This window comes from Variovorax durovernensis, from assembly GCF_977011995.1.
Map to the genome: position 1 here is coordinate 3520780 of NZ_CDRNCW010000001.1, position 14888 is coordinate 3535667.

Below are 14888 nucleotides of genomic sequence, written 5' to 3' on the forward strand. Positions count from 1 at the left end.
CAGACATGACGACGAATCCCCCGACGACACAGGCGCAACAGCAACACCCGCTCACCGCCAAGATGGCCAGCGTAGTCGAGCGCATGGCGCGCGCCGGCCACCCCACGCTAGACCAGCTCACGCCCGATGAGGCCAAGGCCTCCTACGAAAAAGGCGCGGGCGTGCTCGAAGTGCCCAAGCCCGAACTCGCGCGCATCGAAGACTTCAGCATCGCGGCGCGCGACGGCCATGCCATTGCCGCGCGGCTGTATGCGCCGTCGGCCGAGGTGATACCGGTGCTGGTGTACTTTCATGGCGGCGGCTTCACCGTCGGCAACATCCGCACGCACGACACGCTGTGCCGCGTGCTGAGCCTGAAGAGCGGCTGCGCGGTGGTGTCGGTCGACTACCGGCTCGCACCGGCGCACAAGTTCCCGACCGCGTCGAACGATGCCTGGGACGCCTTCCAGTTCATTGCCACGCAGGGCGCGAGCCTGGGCCTCGACCCGTCGCGCATGGCCGTGGCAGGCGACAGCGCGGGCGGCACGCTGGCCGCGGTGTGCGCCATCATGGCGCGCGACGCGGGCCTGCCGCTGGCGCTGCAGCTGCTGATCTACCCCGGCACCACGGCCCATCAAGACACGGCCTCGCACAAGCGCCACGAGCACGGCCCGCTGCTCACGAAGGCGATGATCGACTTCTTCTTCGCGCAGTACGTCCGCACGCCGGCCGACCGCGACGACTGGCGCTTTGCGCCGCTGCTGGCCGACGACGTCGACGGCGTGGCGCCCGCATGGATCGGGCTCGCCGAATGCGACGCTGTGGTCGACGAAGGCATCGCCTATGCCGACAAGCTGCGTGCCGCGGGCGTGCCGGTCGACCTGGAAATCTACCGGGGCGTGATCCACGAATTCATCAAGATGGGCCGGGCGATCCCGGAGGCGCTGAAGGCGCAGGACGACGCGGCCCGTGCCATCAAGGAAGCACTGCAACCATGAGCGAGACAGCCACACGACGCGAGAATTTCCGTTTCTTCCACCGCCTGCGCGTGCGCTGGGCCGAGGTCGACATGCAGAAGATCGTGTTCAACGCGCACTACCTGATGTACTTCGACACGGCCATCTCCGACTACTGGCGCGCGCTGGCGCTGCCGTATGAAGAGTCCATGCACTCGCTGGCCGGCGACCTCTACGTGCGCAAGGCGACGATCGACTTTCGCGGCTCGGCGCGCATGGACGACATGCTCGACGTGGGCATGCGCTGCGCACGTATCGGAAATTCGTCGATGGTGTTCGAGGGCGGGCTGTTCCGGCAGGACCAGTTCCTGGTCGGCTGCGAGCTGGTCTATGTGTTCGCGGACCCGGCCACGCAAACCTCCAAGCCGGTTCCCGAAAAGCTGCGCAGCCTGCTGACCGGCTACGAAGCAGGCGAGTCGATGCGCACCGTTGAAACGGGCGACTGGGCCACGCTGGGTGAATCGGCAGGCGCCCTACGGCGCGCGGTGTTCGTGGAGGAGCAGAACATTCCCGAATCGCTGGAGTGGGACGAACACGACGCGACCGTGCTTCACGCGGTGGCGCGCAACCGGCTGGGCCAGGTCATCGCCACGGGCCGGCTGCTGCACGCGGAGGACGGTGTCTCGCACATCGGGCGCATGGCGGTTCACCGCAACCTGCGCAGCGGCGGACACGGCGCGGCCGTGATGCAGATGCTCGAGGAAGCGGCCAGGGCGCGCGGCGACCGCATGGTGGCGCTGAACGCGCAGCGCAGCGCCGAGCGCTTCTATGCGCGGCTCGGCTATGTGTCGCACGGCGACGGTTTCGAGGAAGCCGGCATTCCGCACATCGAGATGCGCCGCGCGCTGCGCTGAGCGGCGCGCGGCCTTGCTTTCAGTAGCGGGGCGGCGGGTCGGGCACGTAGCCGTTGTCGGAGCCTGGGAATGCCGACGGCCCGGCCGGACGGGGCCACTGCCGCGGCTGCGGTATCACGCCTGCGGCCACGAGGTTTTCACGGCTGTCGTAGCGGATGCGGATCACCTCGTCGGGCGACGACTGCGCGCGCTCGAAGGTCGTCTTGCCGACGTATGAAGTCTCGCGACGGCCGTGGGCGGTGCCCAGGCTCGGGCTCGGCGCCGTCTGGCGGGCCATGCTGCCGGCCGGGGCTTCGGCTGATGCCGGAGCGTCCGCGCTCGGGGCCGGGGCGGCCTTTGCCAAGGAAGAATCGCTGCGGCGCTCGCGCTCCCCGTATTCGTCGCGGCGCGGGGAAGGCATGACGGGCGGCGGCGGCGGTTCCGGCATGCGCTCGCGGAACAGGGCGACGCCGATCACGCCCACGTCGTCGGGGCGACCGGTGCGGCTGGCGTAGGAGTTGCCGGCCGAGGCGAACTGGAACGCCGCGATCTGCGAGTCGCTCTTGCGCCAGCCTGCGATGTCGCTGCGCTCGCGCGGGCCGAAGACATAGCCGTTCTGCCCCACGCTCGCGGTTTCGCCGGTAACGACGTTGACGCCGTCCACCGACATCACGGCCATGATGCGTTCTCCCATCGCATTGCGCACCCGGATGGCGTAGCGCGCGCCGGGGCGGCCGGCTACCCAGTACTCGCCGCGGTAGCGGTAGACCGTCAGCTCGGCGCCGGTGCTGCGGTCGACCACGCCGACCTGCATCAGCGAGCCGACGAGGCTGGGCGGAATCGGAATGTAGGGCCGCTCCTGGCTCTGTGCGCCGCTCGCGAAAGAAGCCATGGCACTCAGGGCCAGGGCGGTGGAGAAAAGTCTGCGCTGCATGGTGTCTTCCTTGCCGGGAGTTGATCTGTGCAGGCTTCTACGGCGCAGCTTCGGCAACGGGGTTAGACGACGCACAAAAAAATGGCGCTGCCTGTTCGACAGCGCCAAACGCCCGTTCGCGGGGCGTTGGGGGTCCGAAAAATCAGATGTCTTCGAGCAGCGGGTAGGGCAGCGGCTCGACCGTGAGCGCGGGCCCGTCGGCCGCGCCGGCACGCAGGCCGCCTGCTTCCAGCGCGGCGATCTGCATCGACACCAGCGCCGCCCAGCCGCCGTCCGGCGCGGGCGCGGCCTGTGCCACGGTGCCCACGGGCTGCTCGGCGTCGTTGGCCGCGAACACTTCCTGGCCGACGCTCACTGGCGCATCGGCCTGCACGAGGTAGGCGCGCCGCTTCAGCGTGCCGCGGAACTGGCTGCGCGCCACCACTTCCTGGCCGGGGTAGCAGCCCTTCTTGAAGTTGACGCCGCCGACCGACTCGTAATTGATCATCTGCGGCACGAAGGCATCGATGACCGGGGTGGTCAGGGTCACGATGCCGCTGCGCACCTCGCTCCACTGCCACAGGCTGTCGTCGAGCGCCGGGCCCACGGGGGCAGGATGGCCGGCCGGGGCGATCCATAGCGCGCGCGGCACGCCATCGGCCGGGTAGAGCGAAACCACGCTCACATCGTCGCCCGCACCAATGCGCTTGCCGGGGGGCAGCGAGGCGTCGAGGCCGTTGTCCGCCAGCGCGGTGCCGGCCAGGCCGTAGAGCGCGAACTGGTCGGTCGCGTCGGTCAGCTTGACCTTGGCGCGCAGCACGAACATCGACAGGCGCTTGAGGGTCGCGGCGAGGATGTCGCGGCTGCAAACCAGAAGAATCAGCTCCGGTTGCGGCTTGATGCCGATGAAACTCGCGATCACACGGCCCTTGGCCGTGCACAGGGCAGCCAGCCGGGCGTCGGCGGCGCCGAGCAGCGAGAAGTCCTGTGTCAGCTGGCCGTGCAGGAAGCTGGCGGCGTCGGGGCCCTCGGCGCGGATCACGCCGAGGTGGCCGGCGGGGGAGAGGGCGGTCACGCCATTGAGAACGACAGTGGTCATCGCTGAATTATCATGGCCGGGCCTGTTCCTTCGGAGCGGCAGGGGTTCCCTCCCTGCGGCTCGCGGGGCCACCTCTTTTTCTTCCTTCTTTCGTCTTCCCCCATATCGGATCCGTGCGCAGCTTTTTCCTCACGCTCTTCCTGCTCGCCGCCCTGGCCGTGCTCGCGCTCGGCGGTGCCGGTCTCTGGTGGGTGCACCAGCCGCTCAAGCTGCCTGCGCCCAGTGTCGACCTGTCGGTCGAGCCCGGCACCACGCCGCGCGGTATCGCGCAGGCGGTGGCCGACACCGGCGTCGACGTGCAGCCGCAACTGCTCTACCTCTGGTTCCGCGTGTCGGGACAAGACCGCCAGATGCGCGCCGGCAGCTACGAGCTGGAGCGCGGCGTCACGCCCAAGCTGCTGCTCAACATCCTGGTGCGCGGCGAGGAAGCCACGCGCAGCCTGGTGCTGGTCGAGGGCTGGAACATTCGCCAGGTGCGTGCCGCGCTGGCCAAGGCCGACCAACTGAAGCCCGAGAGCGTCGGCCTGACCGACGAGGCGCTCATGGCCAAGCTGGGCAAGCCCGGCCTGCACCCCGAGGGGCGCTTTTTCCCGGACACCTACACCTACTCGAAGGGCTCGACGGACATCGCCCTGCTGCAGCGGGCGATGCGGGCCATGGACAAGAAGCTGGAAGCCGCCTGGGCCGCCCGCGCCTCCGACCTGCCGCTCAAGTCGGCTGACGAGGCACTGATTCTGGCCAGCATTGTCGAAAAGGAGACAGGCAAGGCCAACGATCGCGCCGAGATCGCGGCGGTCTTCACCAACCGCCTGCGCATCGGCATGCCGCTGCAGACCGATCCGACCGTCATCTACGGCATGGGCACCGCCTTCGACGGCAATCTGCGCAAGAAAGACCTGCAGACCGACACGCCCTGGAACACCTACACCCGCGGCGGCCTGCCGCCCACGCCGATCTCCATGCCCGGCAAGGCAGCGCTGCTGGCTGCCGTACAGCCGGCGCAAAGCAAATCGCTGTATTTCGTCTCGCGCGGCGACGGCACCAGCCAGTTCAGCAGCTCGCTCGACGACCACAACCGCGCGGTCAATCGCTACCAGCGCGGCGGCGGCGACGCCAAACCCAAGGGAACCCAATGAGCGACCAAGGTCTGTTTCTGACGTTGGAAGGCATCGACGGCGCGGGCAAGTCGAGCCACCTTGACGCGCTGGAGGCGCTGTTCAAGGCCCAGGGCCGCGTGGTGGTGCGCACGCGCGAGCCCGGTGGCACGCCGCTGGCCGAAACGCTGCGCGGGCTGATCCTGGAACAGCCGATGGACCCGCTGACCGAGTCGCTGCTGGTGTTCGCGGCGCGCCGCGACCATGTCGCTCAGGTCATCGAGCCGGCGCTGGCGCGCGGCGACGTGGTGCTGTGCGATCGCTTCACCGACGCCACCTTCGCCTACCAGGGGGCAGGCCGCGGCTTCGATGCGGCCGTGCTGTCGACGCTCGAGCAATGGGTGCAGGCGGGCAGGGCGGCGCTGCCCGCGTCCGCGCTGCTGCAGCCGCACGTCACGCTGTGGTTCGACCTGGCTCCCGAGATCGCCGCGCAGCGGCTGGCCGGCGCGCGCGTGCCGGACAAGTTCGAAGCCCAGCCGGTCGAATTCTTCCGCCGTGTGGCGCAGGGCTACGAGGACCGTGCCGCCGCCGATGCCAAGCGCTTCTTGCGCATCGACGCCAGCCAGGCGCGCGACCAGGTCTGGCAGCAGATCGAAACCGCGCTGCTGGCGCGCGGCGTGCTGCTGCCGCTGGGTGGAACTGCACGATGAGCACGCAGGCACTGTCTCCCTGGCTGCGCCGTCCGCTGGCCGAATTGCTGCGTCAGCGCGGCCACGCCTGGCTGCTTCAGGGCCCGTCCGGCATCGGCCAGTACGAACTGGCCTTGGCGCTGGCTTCCGCATGGCTGTGCGAGCAGCCGACGGACGAAGGCACCGCCTGCGGTCACTGCCCGAGCTGCCATGCCATCGAGGTGCGTACCCATGCCGACCTGTGCGTGCTGATGCCCGAGGTCGCGATGCAGGAACTCGGCTGGCCGCTCGACGAAAAAGCCCAGGCCGACATCGACGACAAGAAGCGCAAGGCAAGCCGCGAGATCCGCGTCGAGGCAATGCGCGACGCGGTCGGCTTTGCCCAGCGCACCAGCGCGCGCGGGCGCGGCAAGGTGGTGCTGGTGTATCCGGCCGAGCGCATGAACACCATCACCGCCAATGCGCTGCTGAAGACGCTCGAGGAGCCCGTGGGCGACGTGCGCTTCGTGCTTGCCAGCGAGGCTGCGTGGCAGCTGCTGCCGACCATCCGCAGCCGCTGCCTGGGTTTCACGCTGCCGTGGCCCGAAACCGCCGAGGCCGAAGCGTGGCTGGCGGCGCAGGGCGTGCCCGCCGCCGATGCCGCGGCACTGCTGCGCGCGGCCGGCGGCCGGCCCAGCGATGCCTTGAGGCTCGCCCGCTCCGGCCAGTCGCCCAAGGCCTGGTCGCTGCTGCCCAAGGCCATGACGCGCGGCGACGTGGGCGCGCTGGCCGACCACGCGCCGGCCCAGGCGGTGGGCGCGCTGCAGAAGCTCTGCCACGACCTGATGGCGGTCGGCAACGGTGCCGAACCCCGGTTTTTCGACGCGGCCGACCTGCCGGCGGCGCCTTCGCGGCTGGCGCTGGCGCGCTGGTCGAAGTCCCTGGCCAGTGCCGCAAGGACCGCGGAACATCCGTTCAACGCGGGCCTCATGCTCGAAGCGCTTGTGAGCGAAGCGCGAACGACCCTAAACTCTGCCGCTCGTCGAACATGAACCAACCCGTCGCCTCCGCTGCGCCCGCAGCAGCCCCTATACCCGCCCGGCCGAGCGTCATCCAGCTCGCCATCAAGGAGAAAGGTGCGCTGTATGCGGCCTACATACCGCTGTTCGCGGAGGGCGGCATCTTCATCCCGACCTCGCGCGAGTACCGGCTGGGCGACGATGTCTATGTGCTGCTGACGCTGCCCGAAGACCCGCAGCGCTACCCCGTGGCTGGCAAGGTGGCCTGGATCACGCCGCCGCGCGCAGCCGGCAACCGGGCGCCGGGCGTAGGCATCCGTTTTCCTTCCGACGAGAAGTCGCGCCAGCTCAAGGCGCGCATCGAAGCGGCGCTGGGCGGCTCCATGGCCTCCGATCGCCCGACACAGACCATTTGAGTTTCCCGCCGTCCTCGTGACGCGGAACTCCGTACACGGCACCGTCTCCCACAACCCGGGCCGGTGCCGCGCACCTTTCCATTTCCGATGTTCACAGACTCCCACTGCCACCTCACCTTTCCCGAATTCGCGGACCAGATGCCGCAGATCCGTGCAGCCATGGCCGCCGCGCAGGTCGACCGGGCCCTGTGCATCTGCACCAAGCTCGAAGAGTTCGACGACGTGCAGGCGCTGGCTGCCAGCTACGACAACTTCTGGGCCAGCGTGGGTGTGCACCCCGACAACGAGGACATCGCCGAACCCACCGTCGAAGACCTGGTGCGCCTGTCGGCCCGCCCGCGCGTGGTGGCCATCGGTGAAACCGGGCTCGACTACTACCAGATGGAAGAGCGCAAGGGCGGCCGCAGCATTTCCGACATGGAATGGCAGCGCGACCGCTTCCGCGTGCACATCCGTGCCGCGCAGCAGACGCGCAAGCCGCTGGTGATCCACACCCGCGAGGCCTCTGCCGACACGCTGGCGATCCTGAAGGAGGAGGGCGAGGATGGCGTCGGCAGGGCGGCCGGCGGCGTTTTCCATTGCTTCACCGAGACCGCCGAGGTGGCGCGCGCCGCGCTCGACCTGGGTTTCTACATCTCGTTTTCCGGCATCCTGACCTTCAAGAAGGCGCAGGACCTGCGCGACGTGGCCGCCTTCGTGCCGCTCGACCGCATGCTGATCGAGACCGACAGCCCTTACCTGGCGCCGGTGCCGTACCGGGGCAAGACCAACAATCCGTCGTACGTGCCGTATGTGGCGCAGCAGATTGCCGAGCTGCGAAAAATGCCTGTGGAGGCCATCGCCAAGGCCACGAGCGACAACTTCGAAACATTGTTCAGGGAAGTCAAATCATGAAAAACTACTTCAAGAAATCGATTTATCTCATTGTCATTGCTGCATCTTTTGCAGCGCATGCCGGATCGTTTGAAGACTTTTTCCGGGCCGTGCGCGGCGACAACGCCAGCGGCGTGCGCAACCTGCTGCAGCGCGGTTTCGACCCCAACACGCTGGACGAGCATGGCCAGACCGGCCTGCTGATCGCGCTGCGCGAGCCCTCGCCGAAGGTCATCAAGGTGCTGATCGACGCGCCGCAGACCAATGTCGACATCGCCAGCCCCAAGGACGAAACCCCGCTGATGCTGGCCGCGATCAAGGGCCAGCAGGATGTGGTGGCGCAACTGCTCAAGCGCGACGCCGCCGTCAACAAGACCGGCTGGACGCCGCTGCACTACGCGGCCAGCAGCGGCCAGATTGCCATCATGAAGCTGCTGCTCGAGAACTACGCGTTCATCGATGCGCAGTCGCCCAACGGCACCACGCCTCTGATGATGGCGGCCATGTATGGCTCCAACGATGCCGTGAAGCTGCTGCTGGACGAGGGCGCGGACATCACCATGAAGAACCAGCTGGGCATGACGGCGGTCGACTTCGCGAACAAGGCGAGCCGCTCGGAGGCCGCTTCGATGATCACCGCAGCGGCCAGCGCCCGAGCCAATGCGCCCAAGGCCGTGCCGAAGGACGGCAAGTGGTGAGCGCCTGACGGGGCTTACCTGATCGGCCGCGGGGGCAGGGGAGGCGGAACCGGCCGCGGCGGCAGTGGCCTCGGCGGTACAGGCGGGCGGTATCCGCCGGGCGAAATCACCGCATTGCTGCGCGGACGGCCTACCTGTACGGCCGGGTTCGACGAACTCACCAGCGTCGGCTGCGAGATCTCGAGTGCATCGTGTTGCCCGAGTGTCAGCGCATAGGCGACCAGGTTGGCCAGTTGCGTGATGCCGCCTTCGGACGCGGACAGCGGCTTGAGCATCGGCCTTGCGGTGTATTCGTAAGGCTTGCCCTTGGTGGCCATGCCCGACAGGGCCTGCTTGCCGTCGGCGAGGGCCGTGTAGTAGGCGTTGAGCACCACGTCCCTGGCGACGTCGACCATGCGCGCCGCGATCTGGTCGGAGTCCTTGTGCATCAGCTCCGCGACGCGCTCGGCACGAATCTGCATGCCTTCCACGAAGGTAGTGATCTTGATCAGCTGCTGGCGCAGATCCGAGGCGGAGATACGCACCTTGGCCGCAACGCCCGGATACAGCACCGCGTCGTTGAGATCGGTGATCTGGTCCGGCATGGAGTTGATCAGGTTGGCGATGTGCTTGTACTGCTTCATCGCAGCTTCGGCGGCCTCCATTGCCTCGCGGTCGTCGCGAAAGAGCGCGGCGGTTTCCTGGTTGCCGCGATTGGTGAGCACGGTGTCGGCCTCGCTGATGCTCTTGCCGTGCAGATAGCCGTCGATCCCGCCTTCGATGCCGCTGACCGCGGAAACGCCGATGCCGACGCTTTTGGTCACCAGGGTCTTGAGCACCGAGGCGCCGGGAATCGGGATCTTGCCCAACCCGGCCCGGGCCAGGGCTGCGACGCCCTTGACCACCAGCCGCTGCACGTCGGCGGTGTTGCCGCAGTACTCGAGGTCATGCCAGGATGCAGCCAGTTTTAACTCATAAGCGTCAAAGTCATTAAAGATGACCTGCTTATGCAGCCTGCCCAGGTTGCCACGCGGGATCGGTCCCCCGTAGCTCACGATCGGCTCTCTATGTCTTGGAAAATCCGGGCTGCTCGGAGCCATTGCGACCGCGAACCCTTGCCGCGCTATCGCGGATTGCCTGGTCATGCGTCATCATGCCCTCAACCACCGCCGCGACATCCGCCAGAAATCTTGGCGTGGGCTCATGGCCCGAAATCCGCGTGTTTGCGAGCGCCTGGGCCATCGCAGCGCGGCGCTCCTCTTTCGCGGTCATGGCAACACCTCAACCCCGAGAGGACGCCAAGCCATCACCTCTCCACCATGCAACTTTGGGTCGAACCGTTCCAGTAGGTTCTCCAGCGTGCGCGCCTCGATCCGAGGCCTGGATGAAGCGTGAGATCCCCGTGGCCGTGAAGCGGGGCGAGGCACCTTCTTCTGACTTGCTTTCTTGGTCATGCTCGTGATTTTCCTCTTGGAACGCCACGCGACGTCAAGCAATCTGCCACCTCGTCGCTTGATAGGCCGTAATGGGACCTGGGAGCGAGATGCCGTGACCAAGGAGCCGCAGCGCAGAAGTCATTGCATGGGCCTGCAGTAGGCCTCAGGACAAGTCCCAGGCGTCGATGGTCAGTAGCTGGTCGGGTGGACAGGCCGCGATCTTGTCCTGGTGGAAGATCACGTTGCCCTTCCAGTTCGCGGGCATGAGGTAGTCGTCGCCGATGATGGCGGGGCCACGGTGTGCCGGCGGTCCGTCGGCAAGCATCGGCAGGACATCGATCGCCTGGGCCGTGTAGCGGTTCGGGTAGCCGCTGAAGGACAGCTGGCTGGCCTTGCCTGCTTTGACGAGTTGGGACAGCCAATCGATTCCGCCGGGTCCAACTTCCCAATTCGCCAGCACCGCCAGCTTGCTGTCGAGTGCCTGGTCGCGTTCCTCAGGTGTCTGAGCCGCCACAACTATCCACCAGCCGATCATCGCGTCGATTTTCCTTTGTCGATTGATCCAGTGACCATCGCGGCTTTCGTTCGCGGCATGCCGCCTGCAATGGCAGTCCGGATTGGACTTGCCGGACATCGTTGTCGTGTTGGATGATCTCAGCCTTGTTCCGACTCACCAAGGAGAATTCTCTTCACCATTCAAAAACCATTGCCACCGCCCGCTGGGTACGCCAGTTGGCTCGACTACGCAGTCGAGGGGTTCAGCACCCGGCAGGCCTGGCTCGAAAGCCTCTGGGAAACCTGGGTCGATGACACTGCGGTCGAACTGGACCGGGAAGATATCCGCGAGTCTGCGCGCCTGGAGCTACAAGCCCTGCGCAAGGCGGCTGCAGCCGCCGACCCACGAGTCTGAACGCGTGCCGCGCACATGGCACTCACCACGCTATCGTGTTTTTCGCGCACCGGCCTTGGCGACCTTTGATGCTGCCACCTCTTGCGGCGGCACCGGTTCCGGCGGCGAGAGCCGCTCCAGCAGGGCGTGCAGCGTCTGTGCTTCGGCTTTGAACTGCGTTGCTTCTTGCTGGGCCACCGCGAGCCGTTCCCTCGTCGCTTGAAGATCATCGACAAGGCTGCGGTTGCTGGCCGCCATTTCTCGTTGCGAATCCTCAGCCGCATCGGCCCTGACCTGCAGCCGCGTGACGGCATCGGCTTGCGCCAACATGCTCTCGCGATGGCGGGCCTCGGTCTGTGTCAATTGGCCGCGCAGCGCCTCGAGCTGCTTGTCGACCTTGATCCGGGCCTGACGCTCCTGGTCGATCTCCAGTAGCGCGCGCCGCTCGGCGGCATCCGACCGGCCGTTCGCGACGTCCACGGCCTCCCGCGCCTTGGCCAACTCAGCGCTGAAATCCACCCGAACTCGCTCCAGCTGATTGCGCGCTTCCTCAAGATGGCGCTGCAGCTCCTGCAGGCGCGCCACGGCGCCTGCATGGGCGCGCCTTTCCGCCTCCAGGTCCGTTTGCCGTTGTTGGAGTGATTCCTGCGCTGCGCTCAGTTGCGGACGCAGGGTTTCGACGCTGGCCATGGCCTCCGCTGCCGCCTGGCGGGCCCGGGTTTCCCCCCCCTGGGCTTGCTCGACCGCGGCCTGATCCTCTAGGCGCAGCGCTGCGAGTTCGTTGCGCGCGGCAGCCGTGGCCTGCTGCCACAACGCGGCTATGGCCTCAGCCGCCGTCGCCTTGAGCTCCGGTGGCAGATCCGGATGATCGATTTCGACACGCGCCTTGCTGCGCAGGTCCTCCCAGAACCTGGCCAGCGCCTCCGCCGGCGCACTCATCGAGCCCTTGCGAACGAACTGGTACAGCTTGCTCGCCGTCGGCGTGATGCCGTAGCGGAAGAACAGCAACGCACAAACCTCGCGATAGAGGTCTTTTGTTTCCGTAAATCGCCCCCTGAGGGCTTCGATGTCGCTCTGGAGTTCGATTTCTGAATTCATCAATGAATATTACAACGTAATACGTTGAATTTATTGAATTCTTTTCTTATCTGTGGACATAATCCTTCTAATGTCCATAATTCGGATGATGCTCTGCTTTTGCGCGTAGCTCCCCATGAATGCCCTCGTCAGCCTGGATCAGATGATGGTGCCGATCCACCTGGATGGCAGCCGCGGCCGCAATCGCGCCACCTCGCGATCGCAGTTGACCGCGGTCGATGACCGCTCGGCCGTTCTGGCCTGGCTGGCCCGCTACGCCGATTCACCCGCCACGCTCGCCAGCTATCGCAAGGAAGCCGAACGCCTCCTGCTGTGGTGCGTCCTGCAGCGTGGCGCAGCCCTCTCTGACCTCACGCACGAGGATCTGCTGCTCTACCAGCGCTTCCTCGGGGACCCGCAGCCGGCCGAGCGCTGGGTCATGGCGCCGGGCCAGAAGCCGGGGCGCAACTCGCCGCGCTGGCGGCCCTTTGCCGGTCCGCTGGGGCCCTCGAGCCTGCGCCAGGCGCTGTCGATCCTCAACGCCATGTTCTCGTGGCTTGTTGAAGCTGGGTACCTGGCCGGCAATCCACTGGCACTGAGCCGGCGCAAGCGCCGGCAGGCGGCGCCTCGCGTGAGCCGCTTTCTGCCGGAGGAACATTGGAACGTGGTGAAGGCCGCAATCGAAACGATGCCCGTGGGCAGCGAACGCGAAAGGATGCATGCATCGCGCTGCCGGTGGCTGTTTTCGCTGCTCTACATCGGCGGGCTGCGCGTGTCCGAGATCTGCGACGCCAGCATGGGCGGATTCTTTAGCCGGCGTGGAACTGATGGGCGCGAGCGCTGGTGGCTCGAAATCACCGGCAAGGGCAGCAAGACCCGTCTGGTGCCGGCCACGGGCGAGTTGATGACCGAGTTGATGCGCTATCGCAAAGCGCATTCGTTGAGCGCGCTTCCACTGGAAGGCGAAGGCACGCCGCTGGTGATGACGCTGACTGCCCCGATCAAAGCAATGGCACGAAGCGCCATTCACGAACTCGTCAAGGGGGTGATGCACGCTGCCGCGGCCGCGCTGCGGCAACGCGGCATTGACTTCGAGGCTGCAGCCACCCATCTTGAGCAGGCCTCGACGCACTGGATTCGTCACACGGCCGGAAGCCATCTGAGCGAAAAGGTCGACCTGAAAGTGGTCCGCGACAACCTGGGCCACGCCAACATCAGCACGACCAGCATCTATTTGCACACCGAGGACGATGCCCGCCACGACGCGACAGCGGTCGGGCATCGGGTGGGCTGGCGCACGCCGTAGCGGGTCACGATTTGTCCTGTTTGGATTCGCGTCCTATGGGCGGTGCCGATCCGTCCTGCTTGAATTTGGTGCTCTCCCCTTCATCGCGAACATCATGATGCCCATTGCCAAATGGGCAACGAGATCTCCAGCGGCAATGACCCCAACAGCCACCTGAGCAACAAGGTTTGCCAGGAAGGACAGATCCGAGAAGTTTCACTCGCGGGAGCCAGGTGCAGGCGTTGTCCAACTGCCGCTGGAAAGGTGAGATTGCAAGCCATGGTGACCTTGCCATGGTGCTCAGATTGCAGATTACAAAACTGTCATGGTTTGGTCAGACCTGGGATTGAGCCGCGTTCATACAGTCATCGCACCGAACGAGATGAGGCACCACTTAAGAAAACGCCTCGACCGACAACCTCGACCGTACTCTTCAACCAAGGACTCTCAATGAAGCGCTCTTTCAAGACCCCTTTCGCAATCGCGATCTTTTTGACTGCATTCGCAGGCTCCGCTTTCGCGGGGAACTACGCCGAGGGCGATCCACGCCCTGCGCCGGCGACCGCCTCCATGAGCCGCGCCGCCGTCATCGCGGATACCCAGCGTTGGCTCCAGGATGCACCGGATCTAGGGTATCCCCAGGGGAATCCGCGGGCAGTCGTCAATGTCTCGAGCAATACCCGTGCGGCGGTGCAGGCCGACACGTTGATTTGGGTGCGATCTGGGTTGGCTGCAGCGCAGCTTGGTGAAGCCGGCGCCGATCTTTCCCGGCCTGTCTATCAACGCGCCGCGGCCGAATATGCGCGTCGCCGCAACAGCCCCGAATTCACAGCGCTGGCGCAAGATATCGAGCGCAAGGACATGGCAGCAGCCAACAAGGCGTTCCGCAATGCGACGGCCGCGCAATAGGCGCAATGAAGAGCTTGATCCGAGGCGCTTGCCTCTGGTCTAGGAAGTCGTCGTGCTGCGATGGCCACCAGCGGGCCCACCATGGTCGTATCAGATGCCCAGCCGAGCGCGCAACGATACGTGGTGTGGCTTTCGCCAAGGAGGCGACATGCGTTTGCCAATGAGCGCGCTGCGCCGATGACCCGGCGGGATCTGACAAGAAAACTTCAATGGAAGAGATGGGTCATGGCTGCATTGGCTTTCCCCGAGATTCGAAATTTCTTGGTCATCGACCACCGCCGGCAGTTTGAACAATGCTCACCATCACCGTCTATGCGTATGAAAAATGCAGCCTGCGCCTCGATTCTGGCGGCCGTCTGTGCGATTGGCCTGCAAGAAGTCAGCGCTACACCAATCGAGGCCAGGATGGAACTATCGCCAGCTACAAGCCCGCAGGGCAAAGCGCCAGACCCCGCGTATTCAACTGGCCAGGTCAAGAGAGTCGACTGGGATCAAGGCAAGGTATTGATTTCGCATGGCCCCATCGAAAACCTCGGCATGCCAGGGATGACGATGCTCTTTCGCGTGTCGGAGCGCTCTCTCCTCAGAAACCTGAACAACGGCGATAGGATTCAATTCAAGGCGGAAAAAGCCAACGGCACACTGTTCGTCGTGGAGATCGTGCGACAATAAAGCCCGATGGCAAACCGAATGCCTTTTGGCATC

Annotated in this window: 17 protein-coding genes; 11 read left to right on the forward strand and 6 right to left on the reverse strand. The window is 65.9% G+C overall.

Annotation, left to right across the window (positions count from 1 at the left end):
- Nucleotides 1–5 precede the first annotated feature (5 nt).
- Nucleotides 6–977 (forward strand): alpha/beta hydrolase, encoded by a 972-nt coding sequence (locus tag ACWV14_RS16730; RefSeq protein ID WP_454908305.1) that lies wholly within the window; start codon nucleotides 6–8, stop codon nucleotides 975–977.
- Nucleotides 974–1849 carry a YbgC/FadM family acyl-CoA thioesterase gene (locus ACWV14_RS16735; protein WP_454908304.1) on the forward strand — a complete coding sequence of 292 codons (876 nt, stop codon included), beginning with the start codon at nucleotides 974–976 and terminating at the stop codon, nucleotides 1847–1849. The genes ACWV14_RS16730 and ACWV14_RS16735 overlap by 4 nt, the downstream gene beginning before the upstream one ends.
- Nucleotides 1850–1868: 19 nt before the next feature.
- Here the strand turns inward: ACWV14_RS16735 and ACWV14_RS16740 are convergent, their stop codons facing one another.
- The gene (locus tag ACWV14_RS16740; protein ID WP_454908303.1) at nucleotides 1869–2762 is read right to left on the reverse strand and encodes a hypothetical protein; all 894 of its coding nucleotides are present in this window, start codon (nucleotides 2760–2762) and stop codon (nucleotides 1869–1871) included.
- 142 nt (nucleotides 2763–2904) lie between these two features.
- The gene (gene ygfZ / locus ACWV14_RS16745) at nucleotides 2905–3840 is read right to left on the reverse strand and encodes a CAF17-like 4Fe-4S cluster assembly/insertion protein YgfZ (RefSeq protein WP_454908302.1); all 936 of its coding nucleotides are present in this window, start codon (nucleotides 3838–3840) and stop codon (nucleotides 2905–2907) included.
- A 113-nt stretch (nucleotides 3841–3953) separates the two neighbouring features.
- On the opposite strand from ygfZ, the gene mltG reads away from it, so the two are divergent.
- The 6 genes from mltG to ACWV14_RS16775 all read left to right on the forward strand — a co-directional run bounded on the left by mltG (nucleotide 3954) and on the right by ACWV14_RS16775 (nucleotide 8608).
- Nucleotides 3954–4976, forward strand: a complete 1023-nt coding sequence (gene mltG / locus ACWV14_RS16750) for an endolytic transglycosylase MltG (RefSeq protein WP_454908301.1) — start codon at nucleotides 3954–3956, stop codon at nucleotides 4974–4976.
- The gene (gene tmk, locus ACWV14_RS16755; RefSeq protein WP_454908300.1) at nucleotides 4973–5644 is read left to right on the forward strand and encodes a dTMP kinase; all 672 of its coding nucleotides are present in this window, start codon (nucleotides 4973–4975) and stop codon (nucleotides 5642–5644) included. Before mltG ends, tmk begins: the two co-directional genes overlap by 4 nt.
- Nucleotides 5641–6654: a DNA polymerase III subunit delta' gene (locus ACWV14_RS16760; protein WP_454908299.1), complete on the forward strand. Its 1014-nt coding sequence runs from the start codon at nucleotides 5641–5643 to the stop codon at nucleotides 6652–6654. Before tmk ends, ACWV14_RS16760 begins: the two co-directional genes overlap by 4 nt.
- Complete coding sequence (locus tag ACWV14_RS16765) at nucleotides 6651–7037, forward strand: PilZ domain-containing protein (RefSeq protein ID WP_454908298.1); 387 nt, start codon at nucleotides 6651–6653, stop codon at nucleotides 7035–7037. The genes ACWV14_RS16760 and ACWV14_RS16765 overlap by 4 nt, the downstream gene beginning before the upstream one ends.
- Before the next feature lie 87 nt (nucleotides 7038–7124).
- The gene (locus ACWV14_RS16770; RefSeq protein WP_454908297.1) at nucleotides 7125–7931 is read left to right on the forward strand and encodes a TatD family hydrolase; all 807 of its coding nucleotides are present in this window, start codon (nucleotides 7125–7127) and stop codon (nucleotides 7929–7931) included.
- Nucleotides 7928–8608, forward strand: coding sequence for an ankyrin repeat domain-containing protein (locus ACWV14_RS16775; protein WP_106934495.1), 681 nt, complete (start codon nucleotides 7928–7930; stop codon nucleotides 8606–8608). Before ACWV14_RS16770 ends, ACWV14_RS16775 begins: the two co-directional genes overlap by 4 nt.
- 14 nt (nucleotides 8609–8622) lie before the next feature.
- Here the strand turns inward: ACWV14_RS16775 and ACWV14_RS16780 are convergent, their stop codons facing one another.
- The 4 genes from ACWV14_RS16780 to ACWV14_RS16795 all read right to left on the reverse strand — a co-directional run bounded on the left by ACWV14_RS16780 (nucleotide 8623) and on the right by ACWV14_RS16795 (nucleotide 12010).
- Nucleotides 8623–9642, reverse strand: coding sequence for a hypothetical protein (locus ACWV14_RS16780; RefSeq protein ID WP_454908296.1), 1020 nt, complete (start codon nucleotides 9640–9642; stop codon nucleotides 8623–8625).
- Nucleotides 9643–9652: 10 nt separating this feature from the next.
- A complete protein-coding gene (locus ACWV14_RS16785; RefSeq protein ID WP_454908295.1) occupies nucleotides 9653–9859 on the reverse strand; it encodes an antitoxin VbhA family protein in 207 nt (68 codons plus the stop codon).
- 327 nt (nucleotides 9860–10186) lie between these two features.
- Nucleotides 10187–10657: a hypothetical protein gene (locus ACWV14_RS16790; RefSeq protein ID WP_454908294.1), complete on the reverse strand. Its 471-nt coding sequence runs from the start codon at nucleotides 10655–10657 to the stop codon at nucleotides 10187–10189.
- Nucleotides 10658–10963: 306 nt separating this feature from the next.
- A complete protein-coding gene (locus tag ACWV14_RS16795; RefSeq protein WP_454908293.1) occupies nucleotides 10964–12010 on the reverse strand; it encodes a DNA-binding protein in 1047 nt (348 codons plus the stop codon).
- A 115-nt stretch (nucleotides 12011–12125) separates the two neighbouring features.
- Here ACWV14_RS16795 and ACWV14_RS16800 point away from each other — a divergent pair, with 115 nt between their 5' ends.
- The 3 genes from ACWV14_RS16800 (at nucleotide 12126) to ACWV14_RS16810 (ending at nucleotide 14855) form a co-directional block, all read left to right on the forward strand.
- Nucleotides 12126–13295 (forward strand): tyrosine-type recombinase/integrase, encoded by a 1170-nt coding sequence (locus ACWV14_RS16800; protein WP_454908292.1) that lies wholly within the window; start codon nucleotides 12126–12128, stop codon nucleotides 13293–13295.
- Between the two features lie 429 nt (nucleotides 13296–13724).
- Nucleotides 13725–14183 (forward strand): hypothetical protein, encoded by a 459-nt coding sequence (locus tag ACWV14_RS16805; protein WP_454908291.1) that lies wholly within the window; start codon nucleotides 13725–13727, stop codon nucleotides 14181–14183.
- Nucleotides 14184–14408: 225 nt separating this feature from the next.
- A complete protein-coding gene (locus ACWV14_RS16810; RefSeq protein ID WP_454912773.1) occupies nucleotides 14409–14855 on the forward strand; it encodes a copper-binding protein in 447 nt (148 codons plus the stop codon).
- The last annotated feature ends 33 nt before the right edge of the window (nucleotides 14856–14888 follow it).